General features: G+C 32.0%; 15 protein-coding genes. 10 read left to right on the top strand and 5 right to left on the bottom strand.

The genetic code is table 11. The features are described from left to right. Window positions 1-70: 70 nt before the first annotated feature. The 5 genes from Q4Q34_RS19005 to Q4Q34_RS18985 all read left to right on the top strand — a co-directional run bounded on the left by Q4Q34_RS19005 (window position 71) and on the right by Q4Q34_RS18985 (window position 5,941). Window positions 71-574, top strand: coding sequence for an ankyrin repeat domain-containing protein (locus tag Q4Q34_RS19005; protein WP_303318002.1), 504 nt, complete (start codon window positions 71-73; stop codon window positions 572-574). Between the two features lie 79 nt (window positions 575-653). Continuing rightward, window positions 654-2,054, top strand: a complete 1,401-nt coding sequence (lpdA, locus tag Q4Q34_RS19000; protein ID WP_303318001.1) for a dihydrolipoyl dehydrogenase — start codon at window positions 654-656, stop codon at window positions 2,052-2,054. Window positions 2,055-2,544: 490 nt separating this feature from the next. Then, on the top strand, window positions 2,545-2,691 hold the full coding sequence (locus Q4Q34_RS18995; protein ID WP_303318000.1) for a hypothetical protein: 147 nt from the start codon (window positions 2,545-2,547) through the stop codon (window positions 2,689-2,691). Window positions 2,692-2,724: 33 nt separating this feature from the next. Next, window positions 2,725-5,091 carry a TonB-dependent receptor gene (locus tag Q4Q34_RS18990; RefSeq protein ID WP_303317998.1) on the top strand — a complete coding sequence of 789 codons (2,367 nt, stop codon included), beginning with the start codon at window positions 2,725-2,727 and terminating at the stop codon, window positions 5,089-5,091. Between the two features lie 4 nt (window positions 5,092-5,095). Further along, the gene (locus Q4Q34_RS18985; protein WP_303317997.1) at window positions 5,096-5,941 is read left to right on the top strand and encodes a DUF4249 domain-containing protein; all 846 of its coding nucleotides are present in this window, start codon (window positions 5,096-5,098) and stop codon (window positions 5,939-5,941) included. 291 nt (window positions 5,942-6,232) lie between these two features. On the opposite strand, the gene Q4Q34_RS18980 is transcribed toward Q4Q34_RS18985, so the two are convergent. Beyond that, window positions 6,233-7,942 carry a tetratricopeptide repeat protein gene (locus Q4Q34_RS18980; RefSeq protein ID WP_303317996.1) on the bottom strand — a complete coding sequence of 570 codons (1,710 nt, stop codon included), beginning with the start codon at window positions 7,940-7,942 and terminating at the stop codon, window positions 6,233-6,235. 178 nt (window positions 7,943-8,120) lie between these two features. On the opposite strand from Q4Q34_RS18980, the gene Q4Q34_RS18975 reads away from it, so the two are divergent. The 3 genes from Q4Q34_RS18975 to Q4Q34_RS18965 are packed head-to-tail and all read left to right on the top strand — an operon-like array spanning window position 8,121 to window position 9,739. Then, on the top strand, window positions 8,121-8,705 hold the full coding sequence (locus Q4Q34_RS18975) for an RNA polymerase sigma factor (RefSeq protein WP_303317995.1): 585 nt from the start codon (window positions 8,121-8,123) through the stop codon (window positions 8,703-8,705). Next, window positions 8,695-8,877, top strand: a complete 183-nt coding sequence (locus tag Q4Q34_RS18970) for a hypothetical protein (protein ID WP_303317994.1) — start codon at window positions 8,695-8,697, stop codon at window positions 8,875-8,877. Before Q4Q34_RS18975 ends, Q4Q34_RS18970 begins: the two co-directional genes overlap by 11 nt. Window positions 8,878-8,911: 34 nt before the next feature. Continuing rightward, window positions 8,912-9,739 (top strand): mechanosensitive ion channel family protein, encoded by an 828-nt coding sequence (locus Q4Q34_RS18965; RefSeq protein ID WP_303317993.1) that lies wholly within the window; start codon window positions 8,912-8,914, stop codon window positions 9,737-9,739. 97 nt (window positions 9,740-9,836) lie between these two features. Here the strand turns inward: Q4Q34_RS18965 and Q4Q34_RS18960 are convergent, their stop codons facing one another. Together Q4Q34_RS18960 and Q4Q34_RS18955 are read right to left on the bottom strand one after the other, a co-directional pair. Next, window positions 9,837-10,553, bottom strand: coding sequence for a LytR/AlgR family response regulator transcription factor (locus Q4Q34_RS18960; protein ID WP_303317992.1), 717 nt, complete (start codon window positions 10,551-10,553; stop codon window positions 9,837-9,839). After that, a complete protein-coding gene (locus tag Q4Q34_RS18955) occupies window positions 10,554-11,615 on the bottom strand; it encodes a sensor histidine kinase (RefSeq protein ID WP_303317991.1) in 1,062 nt (353 codons plus the stop codon). It lies immediately after the preceding gene. 348 nt (window positions 11,616-11,963) lie between these two features. On the opposite strand from Q4Q34_RS18955, the gene Q4Q34_RS18950 reads away from it, so the two are divergent. Further along, entirely contained in the window at window positions 11,964-13,292 is a 1,329-nt protein-coding gene (locus Q4Q34_RS18950) for a serine hydrolase domain-containing protein (protein WP_303317990.1), read from the top strand. 11 nt (window positions 13,293-13,303) lie between these two features. Further along, entirely contained in the window at window positions 13,304-13,708 is a 405-nt protein-coding gene (locus tag Q4Q34_RS18945; RefSeq protein WP_303317989.1) for a MotA/TolQ/ExbB proton channel family protein, read from the top strand. A 454-nt stretch (window positions 13,709-14,162) separates the two neighbouring features. Here Q4Q34_RS18945 and Q4Q34_RS18940 read toward each other — a convergent pair whose 3' ends face one another. Together Q4Q34_RS18940 and Q4Q34_RS18935 are read right to left on the bottom strand one after the other, a co-directional pair. After that, the gene (locus Q4Q34_RS18940) at window positions 14,163-15,515 is read right to left on the bottom strand and encodes a DEAD/DEAH box helicase (RefSeq protein ID WP_303317988.1); all 1,353 of its coding nucleotides are present in this window, start codon (window positions 15,513-15,515) and stop codon (window positions 14,163-14,165) included. 39 nt (window positions 15,516-15,554) lie between these two features. Continuing rightward, entirely contained in the window at window positions 15,555-16,472 is a 918-nt protein-coding gene (locus Q4Q34_RS18935) for an aldose 1-epimerase family protein (protein ID WP_330444564.1), read from the bottom strand. Window positions 16,473-16,512: the final 40 nt, after the last annotated feature.

The following is a 16,512-nucleotide window of genomic DNA, read 5'->3' as shown; positions in this document are numbered from 1 at the left end:
ATAAAAAGGTGTTAAACACTCTCGTTTATTAAATTATTCTTCATAGTTTTATTAAAAAATCAACCAAATTATGAATCGCCATCAATTTATTAAGTCAGTTGGAATAACTTCTTTAATCATTCCAATATTACCATTGCTTTCTTTTAGTAAACCACAACAAGAACCTCAATTAAACAAAGCATTGGTTGAAGAATTTGTAAGGGTTTCACATGGTAAGTTTGATATGGTTAAAGAGCTACTTGAAGAGCATCCAACACTTCTTAATGCAGCTCATGATTGGGGGGCAGGTGATTTTGAAACAGGGTTGGGAGCCGCAAGCCATGTAGGGAATAAAGACATTGTGCAATACTTTTTAGACAAAGGCGCTCAGGCTAATATTTTTACAGCAGCACTATTTGGTAAAATGGATATTTTAAAATCTATGATTGAATTTTCCCCTAGCTTGATTAACGCAAAAGGCCCTCATGGTTTTACTTTACTACACCATGCCAAAAAAGGTGGGGACGAGGCTTTAGAAGTTAAAGAGTACTTAATTTCTTTAGGGTTAAAAGAAACAAGAATCCCACTTTATTAAACACGTTTTTTTATTGTCTACCCATAAAACATTCGTATTTTTGTTTTTAATTTTTTAATAAAAACATCAAATATATTTTATGAATTCATACGATGTAGCCGTAATTGGTTCAGGGCCTGGAGGATATGTAGCAGCGATCCGTTGTGCACAATTAGGAATGAAAACTGCCATTATAGAAAAGTATTCTACGCTTGGAGGTACTTGTTTAAATGTGGGTTGTATACCAAGTAAAGCACTTTTAGATTCTTCACATCATTATGAAGATGCTGTAAAGCATTTTGAAGAACACGGTATAGAAATACCAGGAGATATTAAGGTGAATTTAGAAAAAATGATTGCTCGTAAGCAGGCTGTGGTTGATCAGACTACTGGTGGTATTGATTTCTTAATGAAGAAAAACAATATTGATGTTTATCAAGGTTTAGGAAGTTTTAAAGACGCGACCCATATTACAATCTCTGGAGAAGAAATTACAGAAATAGAAGCAAAAAATACAATTATTGCGACTGGAAGTAAACCTTCAAGTTTACCATTTATAAATATTGACAAAGAGCGTGTTATAACATCAACAGAAGCTTTAAAACTCAAAGAAATACCAAAGCATTTAATTGTTATTGGTGGTGGTGTTATAGGTTTAGAACTTGGTCAGGTTTATAAAAGGTTAGGGGCTGAAGTTTCTGTTGTAGAATACATGGATCGTATTATTCCAACGATGGATGCGGGACTCTCCAAAGAACTTAATAAAGTTTTAAAGAAACAGAAATTCAAAATTAATGCTTCTCACAAAGTAAAATCTGTAGAGCGTGTTGGTGATGACGTTATTGTGAAAGCAGATAATAAAAAAGGGGAAGAAGTAGAATTTAAAGGAGATTATTGTTTAGTTTCTGTGGGACGTCGTCCTTATACAGATGGCTTAAACGCAGAAGCTGCTGGTGTAAAACTAAATGATAGAGGACAAGTTGAAGTAAATGACCATTTACAAACAAGTGCCTCTAATATTTATGCGATTGGAGATGTTGTAAAAGGAGCCATGTTAGCACATAAAGCTGAAGAAGAAGGTGTTTTTGTAGCAGAAACTATAGCTGGACAAAAACCACATATAGATTATAATTTAATCCCAGGAGTTGTGTATACATGGCCAGAGGTTGCTACTGTTGGAAAAACAGAAGAACAACTTAAAGAAGCTGGTGTAGACTATAAAAAAGGACAATTCCCAATGCGTGCTTTAGGTAGAAGTAGAGCGAGTATGGATTTAGATGGATTTGTAAAAATTCTTGCAGATAAAACAACAGATGAAATTTTAGGCGTGCATATGGTAGGTGCGCGAGCTGCAGATATGATTGCAGAAGCTGTTGTGGCTATGGAATATAGAGCATCTGCAGAAGATGTATCACGTATGTCTCATGCACATCCTACATTTACAGAAGCTATTAAAGAAGCAGCTTTGGCGGCTACCGATGATAGAGCTTTGCATATATAGTATTAAAGTATTATAATAATAAAAGAAAAGCGAACTTATTGAGTTCGCTTTTTTTATGGCCATTTTTGGAATCAATTCATTAAGCGTCGCTTAATTTTATTTTAATCAGATATTTATTAATCTTTCCTTGTAGGCACGCACCTTTATTTTTGTTTCCCTGGTAAGCTTGCCCTTTTATTTTTCAAATCCGTCACATCTTTATGGAAGATTTATGAAATAGTTCGTCTTTACAGAAGAGGTTCTATTTTATAAAAGTAAGCCATGGACAACAATGGCACGATTACAAAGTGTTACAAACATCGAAAAGAGTTAGAATGTCTAAACCGGCAGATTTAAAATTCCAGATATGTTTAAATCATAAGATTTCTATAAAAAAATTAAAAAAAGATCTATACATGCAACCTTTTGCTTTTTTGAATGTCAATAGGTAAGACGTGAGGAAATATTGAAATATATAACAATCAAAAAACGAGTAATCAATCAAAAAACAATGAAAAATATTCACAAAAATCAATCAATAAAATCCTTAAACCCTCTTTTAGGTTTTGGTTGGAATACAAAAACATCATCAAAAAGGAAAGCATCAGATATTAAATACAAAAAGAATGCGTTTAAAAACGAATTAAAAATCACTTAATCATTAATCATATCAATCATTAATCAAAAACGAATGAAAAATCTATTAGTATTATTTATGTTGTTTTCCGCAGTTTTATCGGCTCAGGAAAATTATACTGTCAGTGGTATAATTAAAGAGGCAAAAAATGGAGAAACTGCTTTTGGAGCATCAGTATTTTTAAAAGGAACCAGTATAGGGTCCATTAGTAATGAGTATGGATTCTTTTCCATTACTGCTCCAAAAGGCACTTATACTTTAATTGTTTCTTACATGGGATTCGAAAATATGCGTCAAGAAATAACTTTGGATCAGAACCAAAAAGTAAATTTTGAAATGCATGAAGAATCAACTCAATTAGATGAAGTTGTCGTCGTTGCAGAAGAAAGCGAACGGGTAAGTCTTAAGAAACCAGAAATGAGTGTTTCTAAATTGAATATAAAAACAGTAAAGCAAATGCCGGTGGTTTTTGGAGAAGTAGATGTTGTAAAATCGTTACAAATGCTCCCTGGGGTTACTAAAAATGGTGAAGGCAGTAGCGGATTTCATGTAAGAGGTGGTGCTGTAGATCAAAACCTGGTATTATTAGATGAAGCGATTATATACAATACCTCGCATATGCTAGGTTTCTTTTCTGTATTTAATGCAGATGCCATTAAGGATATTAAATTGTACAAAGGCGGAATACCTGCTCGTTTTGGAGGTAGAACATCGTCAGTATTAGACGTACGTCAAAAAGATGGAAATAGTAAAAACTTTGCGCTTACGGGTGGGATTGGTTTAATTTCCAGTAGGTTAGCTGTTGAAGGCCCTGTGTTTAATGACAAAGGCTCTTTTTTAGTGGCAGGAAGAAGTTCTTATATTAACGTGTTTTTAGCGGCTGCAGACGAAAAGAATAGAGTTGGGTTTTACGATTTAAACCTTAAAACAAATTATAAATTAAACGATAAAAACAAGCTATATCTGTCTGGGTATTTTGGTAGGGATTCTTTTAAGTTTGGTAAAAGTTTTTCTAGCAGTTATGGTAATGCTTCAGGTAATTTAAGATGGAATCATATTTTTAATGATCGTTTATTTTCTAACTTATCTTTAATTTACAGTAAGTATGATTACGATTTGGAAATTACTACCGAAGAATTTGATTGGGTGTCTTCAATTAATAATTATAATGTAAAGTATGATCTTAAATATTATGCTAATGATAAGTTTAAATTAGATTTTGGAGTCAGTGGAATTTATTATGATTTTGATCCTGGCCAAGTGCGTCCAACTTCGGAAACATCAGCTATAAACCCTTTATCACTAGATAGAAAAAAAGCATTTGAAAGTGGTTTATATGTTAATGCTGAGCATAAGCTAACGGATAAATTAACCGTGCAATATGGATTAAGATATAGTGCTTTTAGTCGTTTAGGAGGTCAGTCAATGACAGACTATGCTAACAATCAACCTGTCGTTTATAATAGTCTGTTGGGAATTTATGAGCGTGGTACAGCAATAGGAGAGACCGCTTATGATAAAGGAGAAAGCATTAAAAACTTTGGAAATATAGAACCTAGAGCGTCTTTAGCATATCAATTAAACGAATCATCTTCTGTAAAAGCAGGATATTCAAGATCTGCTCAATACATTCATTTATTATCAAATACAACTTCGGTAACACCTTTGGATGTGTGGACTACCAGTGGAAAGTTTATTAAACCTCAATTATCTGATCAATATGCAATTGGGTATTTTAGAAACTTTAATGATAAAAAGTATTCGCTAGAAGTTGAAGGGTATTATAAAACAACAGATAATAGAATAGATTACATTGATGGATCTGATTTAATAGGTACTAACAATATAGAAACAGAGATTTTAAACGGAGAAGCCAGAGCTTATGGTTTGGAGCTTTTATTACGTAAAAATGAAGGCAGGTTTACAGGATGGATTTCATATACTTTATCGAAAGCAGAGCAAAGAACTTTGGGAGGAAATGCCGGGGGTCCAGGAATAAATAATGGTGATTGGTATAATTCAGCTTTTGATAGAACCCATGATTTTTCAATTACTGGAGCTTACGAGTTAAATGACAAATGGACATTTAGTAGTAATATGGTTTTTCAAACAGGAAGGCCAGTAACGTACCCTAATGGGCAATATCAATATGAAGGACAATCTATAGCTAGTTTTGCTGCTAGAAACTCCGATCGATTACCTGCTTATCACAGATTGGATATTTCAGCAACCTACAAGCCTAACAGAAAACCTGGTAATCGATGGAAAGGAGAATGGGTGTTCGGTATTTATAATGCCTATGGTCGAAAAAATGCAGCTTCAATTTCTTTTACTCAAAATGAAGATTTGGGTATTAATGAGGCAACCAGAACGTCTATTTTTGGCATGATGCCAGCTATAACTTATAACTTTAAATTTTAACAAAATGAATACATATCTTAAATTAACCATACTTTTTTTAGTGATGTCATTAGCATCATGTGAAGATGTCATAGACGTAGAGGTACAAACTGCCCCTAGCAGATTAGTTATTGAAGCCTCTCTTGATTGGGAAAAAGGAACTACAGGAAGCGATCAAACTATAAAGTTAAGTGAATCAACACCTTATTTTGATACAACCACTAATACAAGTGTTGCGAATGCTTCTGTTAAAGTTACTAATGATGATGATGGCACTGAATTTATTTTCACACATCAAGGTAATGGCGAATATGTAATTACCAATTTTGAGCCTATAGTTAACCAATCTTATACCTTAGAAGTTATTTATAATGGTGAAACTTATACCGCAAATGAAACATTAACATCGGTTGTAGATATTGACCATATTACACAGTCAATAGAAGGTGGTTTTGATGATGAAGAATTAGAAGTGAATGTGTTTTTTACAGATCCGGAGGCAGAAGAAAATTATTATTTATTTAAGTTTCAAAGGCGTGGAGACTTATTACCAGTACTGGAAGATGGCGATGATGAGTTTTCTAATGGTAGGGAAATCTCTTGGTGGCATGAAGAAGAAGAAGATGAGGACACAGATGAAATTGAGGCTTTCAGACCTGGAGATATCATAGATATTTCATTTTTTGGTATTTCTGAAGCATACTCGAATTATGTAGGAATTCTTATCGAGCAATCTGAGGGTACAGGGCTTTTTAGTACAACCCCAGTGCCTTTAAGAGGGAACTGTATTAATACAACAACTCCAGATAATTATGCTTTTGGATATTTTAGATTAACACAGGTTGTAAAAACCAGTTATACGTTTCAGTAGGTATTGCTTTAAGATAAAACAAAAAAAGGTCTAAAAAGCTAAATTATGTGTCATTGCGAAGGCGGGACGACTGCGGCAATCTTTTTAAATTAAACAGATTCTCACGTCGCACTTGTAGTGCTCCTCAGAATGACACATAATTTTAGATTGGTGGTTTTTTATTTTAATTGTTATTTAGTTGCCATGTCCTTCAGAATGAGGAACGACTGAAGAATCTTTTAAATGATGCTATTGATAAATAAGCATCTATAATAGAGAGATTCTTCGCTTCGCTCTGGATGACATTAATTATCACAATTCAAAATCTGCATGTTTCCAACTTTCTTTAAAAAGAGCCTCATAATGTTCAGTCTTTTCTTTATCATTTAAAGCTTCATAGGCGGTTTTTATACCATGATAGGCCCATCCGTTTTTTGGTAAACGATCAAGATCTTCAAGATATAATTCAATGGCGAGCCTCTTTTGCCCGTTAAGTGTATAAATACGCCCTAAGTGGTGACGAATTGAGAAAAACCAATCTGGTGGCTCGTTATAATTTAACGCATCTTCCATTGTAACGGCCTCTTTTAAAAGAACAATGCTAGCTTTTAGATCACCTTCTTGAGCCAAAATTTCAGCTTTTAAAACTTTTTCAGCTATTTTGACTAATTCGTAAACCGAGTTAATATCCCAAACCGTAACCTCTCTTAAAGTTTTGTCTTTTGCTAAGGTCTCAAGTTCTAATAATTCAGTTTTAGCCTTTTCTAAATCTCCTTTTCCTAAATATGCCATACCTTCTGCATAATGCCTAATGGCTTTTGGATATTTTAAATCGTAGGTTTCCAGTTTCATATTTAAAACAGTATCCCATTTTTTAAATTTTGCAGCGACATAATATGGAATGGTATAATAATGTTGCAAAGTACCCCAGCCAGGTTGTTTCATGATTTCCGGATGCACATGTTCTGATACTTTATTAGCACCAATCATGGCCCAATGGCTATTGCCTTCTAAGGTTGCGGTAGCTGCCATAAAATGATAATTATGAGGGTAATAGGCTAGTGGATATGCACCTTGAGCATGACAAGTAGTAACATAAGCACTATCGGCCTCTACAGCTGCAATGTTAGATAAAGTGCCTTTATGGTATTCTCCGGTTCTTATATAGGTATGAGAAGGCATATGTAATAAATGTCCAGAACCGGGAACCAATCTGTCATCAAAAGCTTTTGCAGATATATTGGAACGTTCTGGTGTTCGCGAAGCTTCAACAGCATGAATATAAAAATGATGCGCTCCAGGGTGTTTAGGATTTTGAGCAATGAGCTTTTCTAAAAGGGCTACAATCTCTACAGTCCACGGCTTCTCTGTACCATCTTTTTCATTTAAATCCCAGGGATGTAAATTCATAAGTGATTCTGCATATAAAGCGCTAATTTCTGTATCCTCTGGGTATTGGTTATATAATGCTTGCATAGCCTCAGAATATTTAGTGTCTAAAGCCGTTCTGTCTTCGGGAGGCTCTGGTGCATAACGTAATGCCATGGCATTGATAAATTGCATTTCTTTTTCAGTAGCATTTTTAGATAATGTTTTTGCTTTCTGTATAGCCTCGTAAGCACGTTCGTAATTATCGTCTTCCATGCCAGCATTATAGTTTGGTCCCAATACATAAGCATATCCCCAAAATGCCATTGCGCAATCTGGATCTAATTTTGTAGCATAATAGAAAGAACGAGCTGCTTCAGCATGGTTGAAACCATACGCTAATGTCATGCCTTGATTAAAATAACGTTGAACCAAAGCATTTTGAGTAGTAATAGGATAATTTACAGCATCATAGCCTTCTAAGAGAGGTGCTATGTTGTCTTTTTTATACCATTCAGCATCAGTAACTTGTGGCACACAAGCATATTTTGATGAAGCTGTGGTTTTGGCTATAAATTCTTTGGGTTGTTTAGGTGTTTTTTTGCATGAAAAAAATAAACTCAGGGCTACGAGCAATAATATAATCCTTTTCATTTTGTAAAGTTTTATTTTTTAGTAAATTGATGTTTTACAAATTACTAAACTTTTTAAATGTTTATAATATAAAACTTACTTATTTTTGTTTTTCTATGAATGAAAAAAATAGAGTATTACTTTTTTAAGAAGTAATCCGTCCCGAAATATGAATAACTAAAATGGCCATACGCTACACTTGAAAACCCTCGAAAACATTAATAATTTATCTGATGAAGATCTGGTAAAAGCAATTGTAAAAGACAATAATACATTGCTTTTCGAGATTTTATACGATAGGTATGCCAGGTTGGTATATAATAAATGTTTTGGTTTTGCGAAGGATGAAGATGAGGCTCAAGATTTAACCCAGGACATCTTTTTAAAACTTTTTGTTAAGTTAGGGAGCTTTAAAGAGAAATCTAAGTTTTCAACATGGCTATATGCTTTTACATATAATCATTGTGTAAATTATGTAACCAGAAATACCGCTAAAAAATTAGAAAAACAGTCTGTAGACTATAAAGATATTGAAAACCTTTCTGAAGAAGAAGATGATTATAGTTTTCTGGATATGAAAGTGGATAAGCTAAAAGAAGCTTTGGAACTAATTTCTCCTAACGAGAAAATGATTTTATTACTAAAATACCAGGATTTCCTTTCTATTAAAGAGATTGAAAGTGTTTTAGAAATTGGGGAAAGTGCCGTGAAAATGAGAATTAAACGCGCTAAAGATAAGTTGATAACAGTGTATAACGATAATATCTTAAATAATGGAAAATAATCCGTTTAAAGACATAAACAAGCCACTTAAGCATGTTCCAAAGGAACTTAAGTCTAAGGTTATGAGAGATATTGCCATGGCTAAATTGCTCATGGATCTTGCTGCGCTATTTTCTTATAATATTGGTGATTTAATTGAATCGGTTATGAAACAAAGAAAAGATAAAAAATAAGCCAAAACAGAATATAACATTAACAAAATAAAATATGGAAGAAGCAACAAAAGCTAAAGATGTGGCCATGGAATCTTTAAGGAAGATGTGGCTTGAAATAACAGACATATTTCCCAACATAATAGGAACCATTATAGTCTTATTTATAGGTTGGTTGGTGACTAAACTCGTTATTAAAATTATCAAGAAAGCTTTAAAATTGGCTAAGACCAACAAACTAGATGCTGCTATTAATGACATTGAGATTGTTGAAGGGAAAAAATTGAATTTTGATACCGTAAAAGTGATATCAAATTTTGTAAAATGGGTCATGTATATCATGCTATTAATTATGGCATCAGATATTATGAATTTAACCATGATTTCTGAGCAAATAAGTAACCTGTTAGGGTATTTACCTCAATTATTTTCTGCATTAGTCATATTCACGGTCGGATTAATTTTAGCAAATGTTATCAAAAAAGGGTTAAAAACTTTTTTTGAATCTATGGACTTATCTGGAGCTAAAGTTATAAGCCAAGTTGTATTTTTTATAATCCTCATATTTACTTCTATAACAGCATTAAATCAGGCTGGTGTTAATACCGAAATTATTACGAGTAACTTAACCATGATTTTAGCGGCTTTTCTGTTAGCATTTGCTTTAGCGTTCGGATTTGGAGCACAAAAGGTTGTTGGAGACGTTTTAAAAGCGTTTTATACCAGAAAAATATACGAAATTGGACAGGTCATCGAATTTAATGATATAAAAGGAGAGGTTGAAACAATAGATAGCATATCTATTACGTTAAAAACTAAGGAAGGAAAATTAGTCATTCCTATTAAAGATATCGTAGAGAGCCAAGTAAAAATTAAGGATTAACTTTAGTTAGGGTTAAAGTTTTGGTTGGTTACTTATCCTGATTTTTAGCAACTTTCTATAGCTCCCCTTTTCATTAGTTTGAAAAGGGGCATCTTTTTTAAAACCTTTCTAAAATTTGTAAGACTTCCTTTTTATAACTTCTGCTAATTGGTAGTGACTTATTATTAATAACTATTTCTTCATTTGTAAAAGAAACAATGTTATTTATAGAGATAATATAAGATCTGTGGATTCTAATAAATTTTTTAGCAGGTAATTTCGCTTCTATAGCACTAATGGTTTCTCTAGTTACAATAGTATTATCTGCTAAATGAATTTTAATATAATCACTGTAACTTTCAATAAAAATAATAGCCTCAAAATCTATTTTTATCATACGTCTATCAGACCGAACAAACATAAAATCATTAGAATCTACATTTTGGATTGTTTCATGTTTTGCTTCGCTGTATATTTCAAAATAATTATTAATAGCTTTTAGTAAGCGATTAAAAGAAATTGGTTTTAATAAGTAATCGACTGCTTGCAACTCAAAGCCTTCTACAGCATAATCCCGATAGGCGGTTGTGAAAATAATTTTAATGTCTTTGTTAATTGATTTTGCAAAGGAGATCCCGGATATTTCTGGCATGTTAATATCTAAAAAAATCAAATCGATATGGTTATTTCTTATATAACTAAAGGCTTCAATAGCATTACCACAGCTGGCAATGGTTTTAATATCGGGCATTTTTTTTAGATGGGTTTCTATAACCTCTCTGGCTATGAGTTCATCATCGATAATAAGGCACGATATGTTTTTGTTTTGTAACAATTATTCTGTGGTATTGGTATTTAAAATTAAATTCACTTTAAAAAGATCACTATCCTTAGTAATATGTAATGTATAATGATCTTTATATAGTAAATCCAATCGCTTTTGTATATTTTCCAACCCAATGCCATTTTTATAAGTTTCAGGTTGTGTGCTTGTATTTTCAATATTAAAATAGATGTTTTTATCTCTACAAGTTAACGTTATTTTAATGGTTAACAAACCATTTTTAATAGTACCATGTTTAAAACTGTTTTCTATAAAAGGCAATAATAGCATGGGAGCTATCATAATATTTTCGGAGATCTGTTCCGTTAAAAAAATAACATCCAACGTATTATTAAACCGCATTTTTTCTAACTCTATATAATCTTTAATATGATCAATGTCGTCAGTTAGTAAAACAAAAGGTTTGTCTACTTTATAAAGTAAATAATCTAATAAGTTAGAGAGTTTTAAGATCATTTCTGGTGCTTCATCCGCTTTTTTTAAAGCAAAACCATACATGGTATTTAATGTGTTGAATAAAAAATGAGGATGAATCTGCATCTTTAAATAATTAAGCTGCTGTTCTTTTAGTTTAAGTTGCGTTTCTAAAATTTTATTTTCTAGTTTATTAGCTTGTTCAATGTGTTTTAAATTAAGTTTTAACATTTTAAACCCGCTTACTACAATAACGACCAAGTATACCGCAGTGGCAACAAAAAATAAATTTCTACTAATTGGTGCCATGTTTGCATATCGAAAATGGGATAAATAGATTAATCCATAAAATACCGAGATAACTATGAGGTAAGAAGAGATTATAACGGTGTATAAGCTATATAGACCAAATAGAAAGTATTTTTTTGTTATAAGATAACTAGGTATGAGTTCGTAAATAAAAACATAAGTAGTAGCAATAGTTATAGGCATTAAAAACAGTGAAAACGATAATACATAGCTAAAATCAACGCTATCAAAACCAAAAAAATAGGTGTAGAACAAAAGGACACCACACCAAAATATAACATGGAGTAATAACTGACCTATTTTGTTAAAAAAGAATTGTCTTGTTAGCATTTGCTTAAATAATATTACAATAATACCATATTTCTATAGCTAATTTGTTTTTTGTAGACGGATAACCAATTTAACAATAGTTTTAACAAGATGCTATTTTAATTGCTAAATCAGTCATCCATCGCATTTTAATTAATCGGTTATAAAAGCATTATAAATTTGTGTCATGTTTAATTAAAACCATTAGTTATGATAATATTATCAATTCTTTTAACAAAACTAGTAATGGAAAGCCATTGCTTATATCCTATAGTTTTTAATGTAGGAGTATAATTGAAGATATAATAAAAAACTCAAGGTCTACTTGCATGTTTAAAATTTCTAATTCATATTAAAATTGTATAGCAAATGAAAAAACTACTATTAATACTACTATTAGTAACAACAACAGGTTTCTCTCAAAGTACTAATTATAAACAATTGGATTCCTTTCTAGAGTTATTATATCAAAATAATAAAGTTATGGGAAGTTTATCTATTCTGCAAAAAGGAGAATCCGTTTATAATAAATCTGTGGGCTTTCAGTACATCGATCAGAACGACAGTAAATTAGCAACAGTAGCTAATAAATATAGAATAGGTTCTATTACAAAAACATTTACCGCAACATTAATTTTCCAGTTGGTAGATGAGGGAAAAATCAAATTAGGGGATAAGCTATCTGTTTATTTTCCGAAGGTTGCAAATGCATCAAACATCACTATTGCCAATTTATTAAATCATAGCAGTGGCTTATTTAATATCACTAATGATGAGGACTTCCAAACTTGGATGCTAGAGCCAACAACCCAAGCAGATATGTTGTCGAGAATTCTAAAATATGATGTTATTTTCCAACCAGGAGTAAAGCATGAGTACAGTAATACTAATTATGTGTTGCTAGGATATATTTTGGAAAAAATAGAGAACAAATCGTATAAAGCAATTTTAGAAGAAAGAATTGTAGATAAACTTGATTTAGATAACACGTATTATGGTAGTAACATAGATATAACAGATAAAGAATGTTTGTCTTATTATTTTGAGAATGAAGCATGGCATGAAGATAATCAAACCCATATGAGTGTTCCTGGAGGCGCAGGGAGTATCGTATCTAATCCTTCAGATTTAGTTGTTTTTATAGATGCGTTATTTAATAATAAATTAATGACCAAAGAAAGTTTCGCTTTAATGACTAGAATTGAGAATGAATGTGGTAGTGGCATTTTTAGCATGAAAAAGAACGGAATAACATTTTTTGGACATAATGGCGGGATCGATTCCTTTCTGTCTATGTTAATATATATACCAAAATTAGAAATTGCAATAGCTTTAAATACTAATGCACTGGATTTTGATCCGATGTCTATCATATTTAATGCCGTGAATGCAGTAACGGGTAAAGATATAATAATACCCAATTTTGACACTATTGAGTTAACAGAAGAAGAGATAAAGCAATACGCAGGGGTTTATGAGAGTAAGGAGCTTCCTTTCAAACTGGTATTCGAGGCTCATGGAAAAACATTAATAGGTGGAACGGAGTGTTCTAATTTACTAGAGCTATCAGCCAGACCAAAAATAGAGTTTACTACACTAAATAATTCGGGGGTTGTTTTAGACTTCGATATTAAAAATAAAATAGTCATACTTAAAAACTCGGGACATGCGCCCAAAACATTCATTAAAAAACAATAAATTTATAAATTATGAGAATATTATATATATTACAAGGAAGAAGTTTTTTTTCAGAACTAGTTAAGAGATTTTACGAAGGCGGACCATTATTCATGTCGTTGATATTGATATGTCTTTTAGTAGCCATATTCTTTTTAATTAGAGGATTTCTATATTTAAATAAGGATGGAGAAGTCTCTAAAAAAATGTCTGCTCTGGCATCCGATGCAAGCTTATTAGGATTGGTGTTGGGATTTTTAGGATCCATGATAGGTCTTATTACTGCCTTCGATATTGTAGAAGCTACGGATATAATATCTACGCCCAGATTAGCAGGAGGACTAAAGGTTTCTTTTTTAACTACGGTGTTTGGTAGTATTACTTTTGTTTTAATAAGAATAGGTCTTATTATATTAAAAACATTTCAGAAGAGTTGATTAAAAGTTTTACTTAGCGTTTATATGATTAATTAATCCCTTTTCATTAATTTGAAAAGGGATTTTTGTATTATTTATTATGTGTAAATTTCTGAAAACTTGATTTTTAAAAGAATCGGGGAAAACGGTTTAAAAAAGATCGATCTGAATAAAGAAGAAGCAAAGAAAATGGAGCAAGAAATTTTGAGTGATTCACAATTGTATAAAAACTTAAAATAGCTAGATTAAAATACTATAAACCTAATGGTTTTGCTTGCTTCGGTTAAGTTAACAATAACCAGATAAGATACACAATATTTCCTTGGATTTTGTCATTCCTGCCTTTCGTCTTCGCTCAAGATAAACTACAGCAGGAATCCACTTAACGAAGCCTTATACTTAAAGCAAATCTAAAAATATAAATATTGAAAACGAAAGCAACTGTAAACTGCCACTGAAACTGAACACTAAAAAACTACTTTCTCTTATTACGTTTATTGTAATTTTTATCACCTTTGGTTTTAGGCTTTTTGTATTTCTTAGCTATTTTAAATTTATAGGAACCGCCTAAATTCTCCTTTTGGTTTTTAGCTTTCTTTTCATGGAATGCTGGACCTGGAGCATCTTCATCTTTTCGTTTCGTAGGGTTGTTGCGCTCTTTTATTTGTGGACGCTCCTCTTCAATTAATTCAGTAGAAATTTCAACAATAGGAGGGATTTCCAAAAGAGGGATCTTCATATTCATTAAAGACTCAATATTCTCAATAGGCTCTTGTTCGGTTTCAGTAGAAAAAGCAATCGATTTCCCTTTGCGCTCAGCACGACCTGTCCTACCAATACGATGCATGTAATTTTCTGGATATAAAGGTGTATCGAAATTGATAACATGAGATACGTTGTCAATATCCAATCCACGCGCCATTACATCAGTTGCGATTAAAATGCGATTCTCGCCATTTCTAAATTGTTCAATACTTCGTAACCTGTAGTTTTGTGTTTTATTAGAATGAATGACGCATAACTCCTCATGGAATATTTCATCTAGTTTTTCAAACAAACGGTCAGCCATACGTTTATAAGCCACAAAAATTAAAACCTTATTAAAAGTTTCGGTGTCATTTAGTAAATGTGTTAATAAATTGACTTTGGTATAAAAATTTGGAACATTATAACGTGTTTGCGAAATGTTTTCAAGCGGTGTACCTGAAACAGCAATAGAAACACGCTTAGGACTTTTAAAGAAATCACTAATTAAATCATCAACATCTAACGTCATAGTTGCCGAAAACATAATGTTTTGTCTACGTTCTGGCAGGATATCAAAAATATTGATTAACTGATGCCTAAACCCTAAATCGAGCATCACATCAACTTCATCAATCACTAATTTCTGTATAGATTTAAGCTGTAAAACCCGGCTTAAAGCCAGATCATATAACCTTCCGGGAGTCGCTACCAGAATATCAATACCTTCAGTTACAGCTTGCTTTTGTGTATTAATATTGGTGCCCCCATAGACTCCTAAAATACGATTGTTAATGTATTTAGAAAGCTTTTCTATTTCATCTACTACCTGCACAACCAATTCACGTGTAGGAACCAAAACTAAAACCCGTGGGTTTTCTTGAGTAGAGTATTTTAAATTTTTAATAATAGGTAACATATAGGCAAAGGTTTTACCAGTACCTGTTTGTGCAATACCTACCATATCTTTACCAGAACTAACAACATTAAATGCTTGTTCCTGTATAGGCGTAGGGGTTGTAAAACCCAAATCATCTAAAGCGTTATAAAGTGGGGTATTTAAATTTAAATCTTGAAAACTCAAAATGATGCTATTTAGCCAGCAAAGTTAAGCTTAATATATTTATAAATGACTGTTGTGTATTTCAATACTATAAGAGGCTGTAAATGTTTTTTGCGGCATTAAAGTTAGCATACCTTCTTTATCTTTTAGATGCTGATTGGTATTTTCGTTATCAGCAATACCAAGCCACGGTTCAATGCAAACATAGTCACCATTAGGTTTTGCCCAAACCCCCAAATAAGGAAAATCTTCATAACTAACCGTAAGAATGGAACTATGTGATTTACTTTTTAAAGTAACACTTTTAGATTTTAAATCTTTAAAAATAAGCGCGTCTTCATTAAATAAATCATGCTTCAATGCTAATGTGTTTGACTTGTTAAAAACAGGTTTTGTTTTATCCGAAATAAGCCCATTTTCCATATTTATTAAATGAGTTTTAGAGTTTTCTGTGTGTTCAAATTCTAAATAGTAATCATTATAAGCCTCATTGTTATATACAGGACACTTAAAAGCAGGGTGACCACCTAGAGAAAAATACATGGTCTTATCGTCAAGGTTGTTTATAGTATGCGTAATAGTAAGTATATTATCTATGAGCTGATAAGTAATAAAAAATTCAAATTTAAAAGGATATATTTTTAAAGAGTCCTTATCATAATTCAATTTAAAAGTTAAAGCATCCTGATCTTGTTCTTGTAACACAAGTTTATCATTGTTTCTTACAAGACCATGTTTTGGGAGTTTATAAATGTTATTTTCAAAAAAATAAGCCCCGTCTTTTAAAGCTCCAATTATTGGGAATAGATTAGGGGCGTAACTTCCCCAAATCTTTGGATTAGCATCCCACATAAAATCTATGTCTTTTTTTACCGAAGTAATTTTACATAATTCTGCTCCTGTTTTTTTGACTGCTATTTTTAATTTTTCGTTTTCTAAAGTATACATGAAAATATATTCAAATTGTTTACTTTGCAAAACTTATAATTTTTTAAGGATTCTAACTAACTTTACACAT

The sequence above is a fragment of the Flavivirga abyssicola genome (assembly GCF_030540775.2).
GTDB lineage: Bacteria > Bacteroidota > Bacteroidia > Flavobacteriales > Flavobacteriaceae > Flavivirga > Flavivirga abyssicola.
This window is presented reverse-complemented; position numbering and strand designations above follow the sequence as displayed.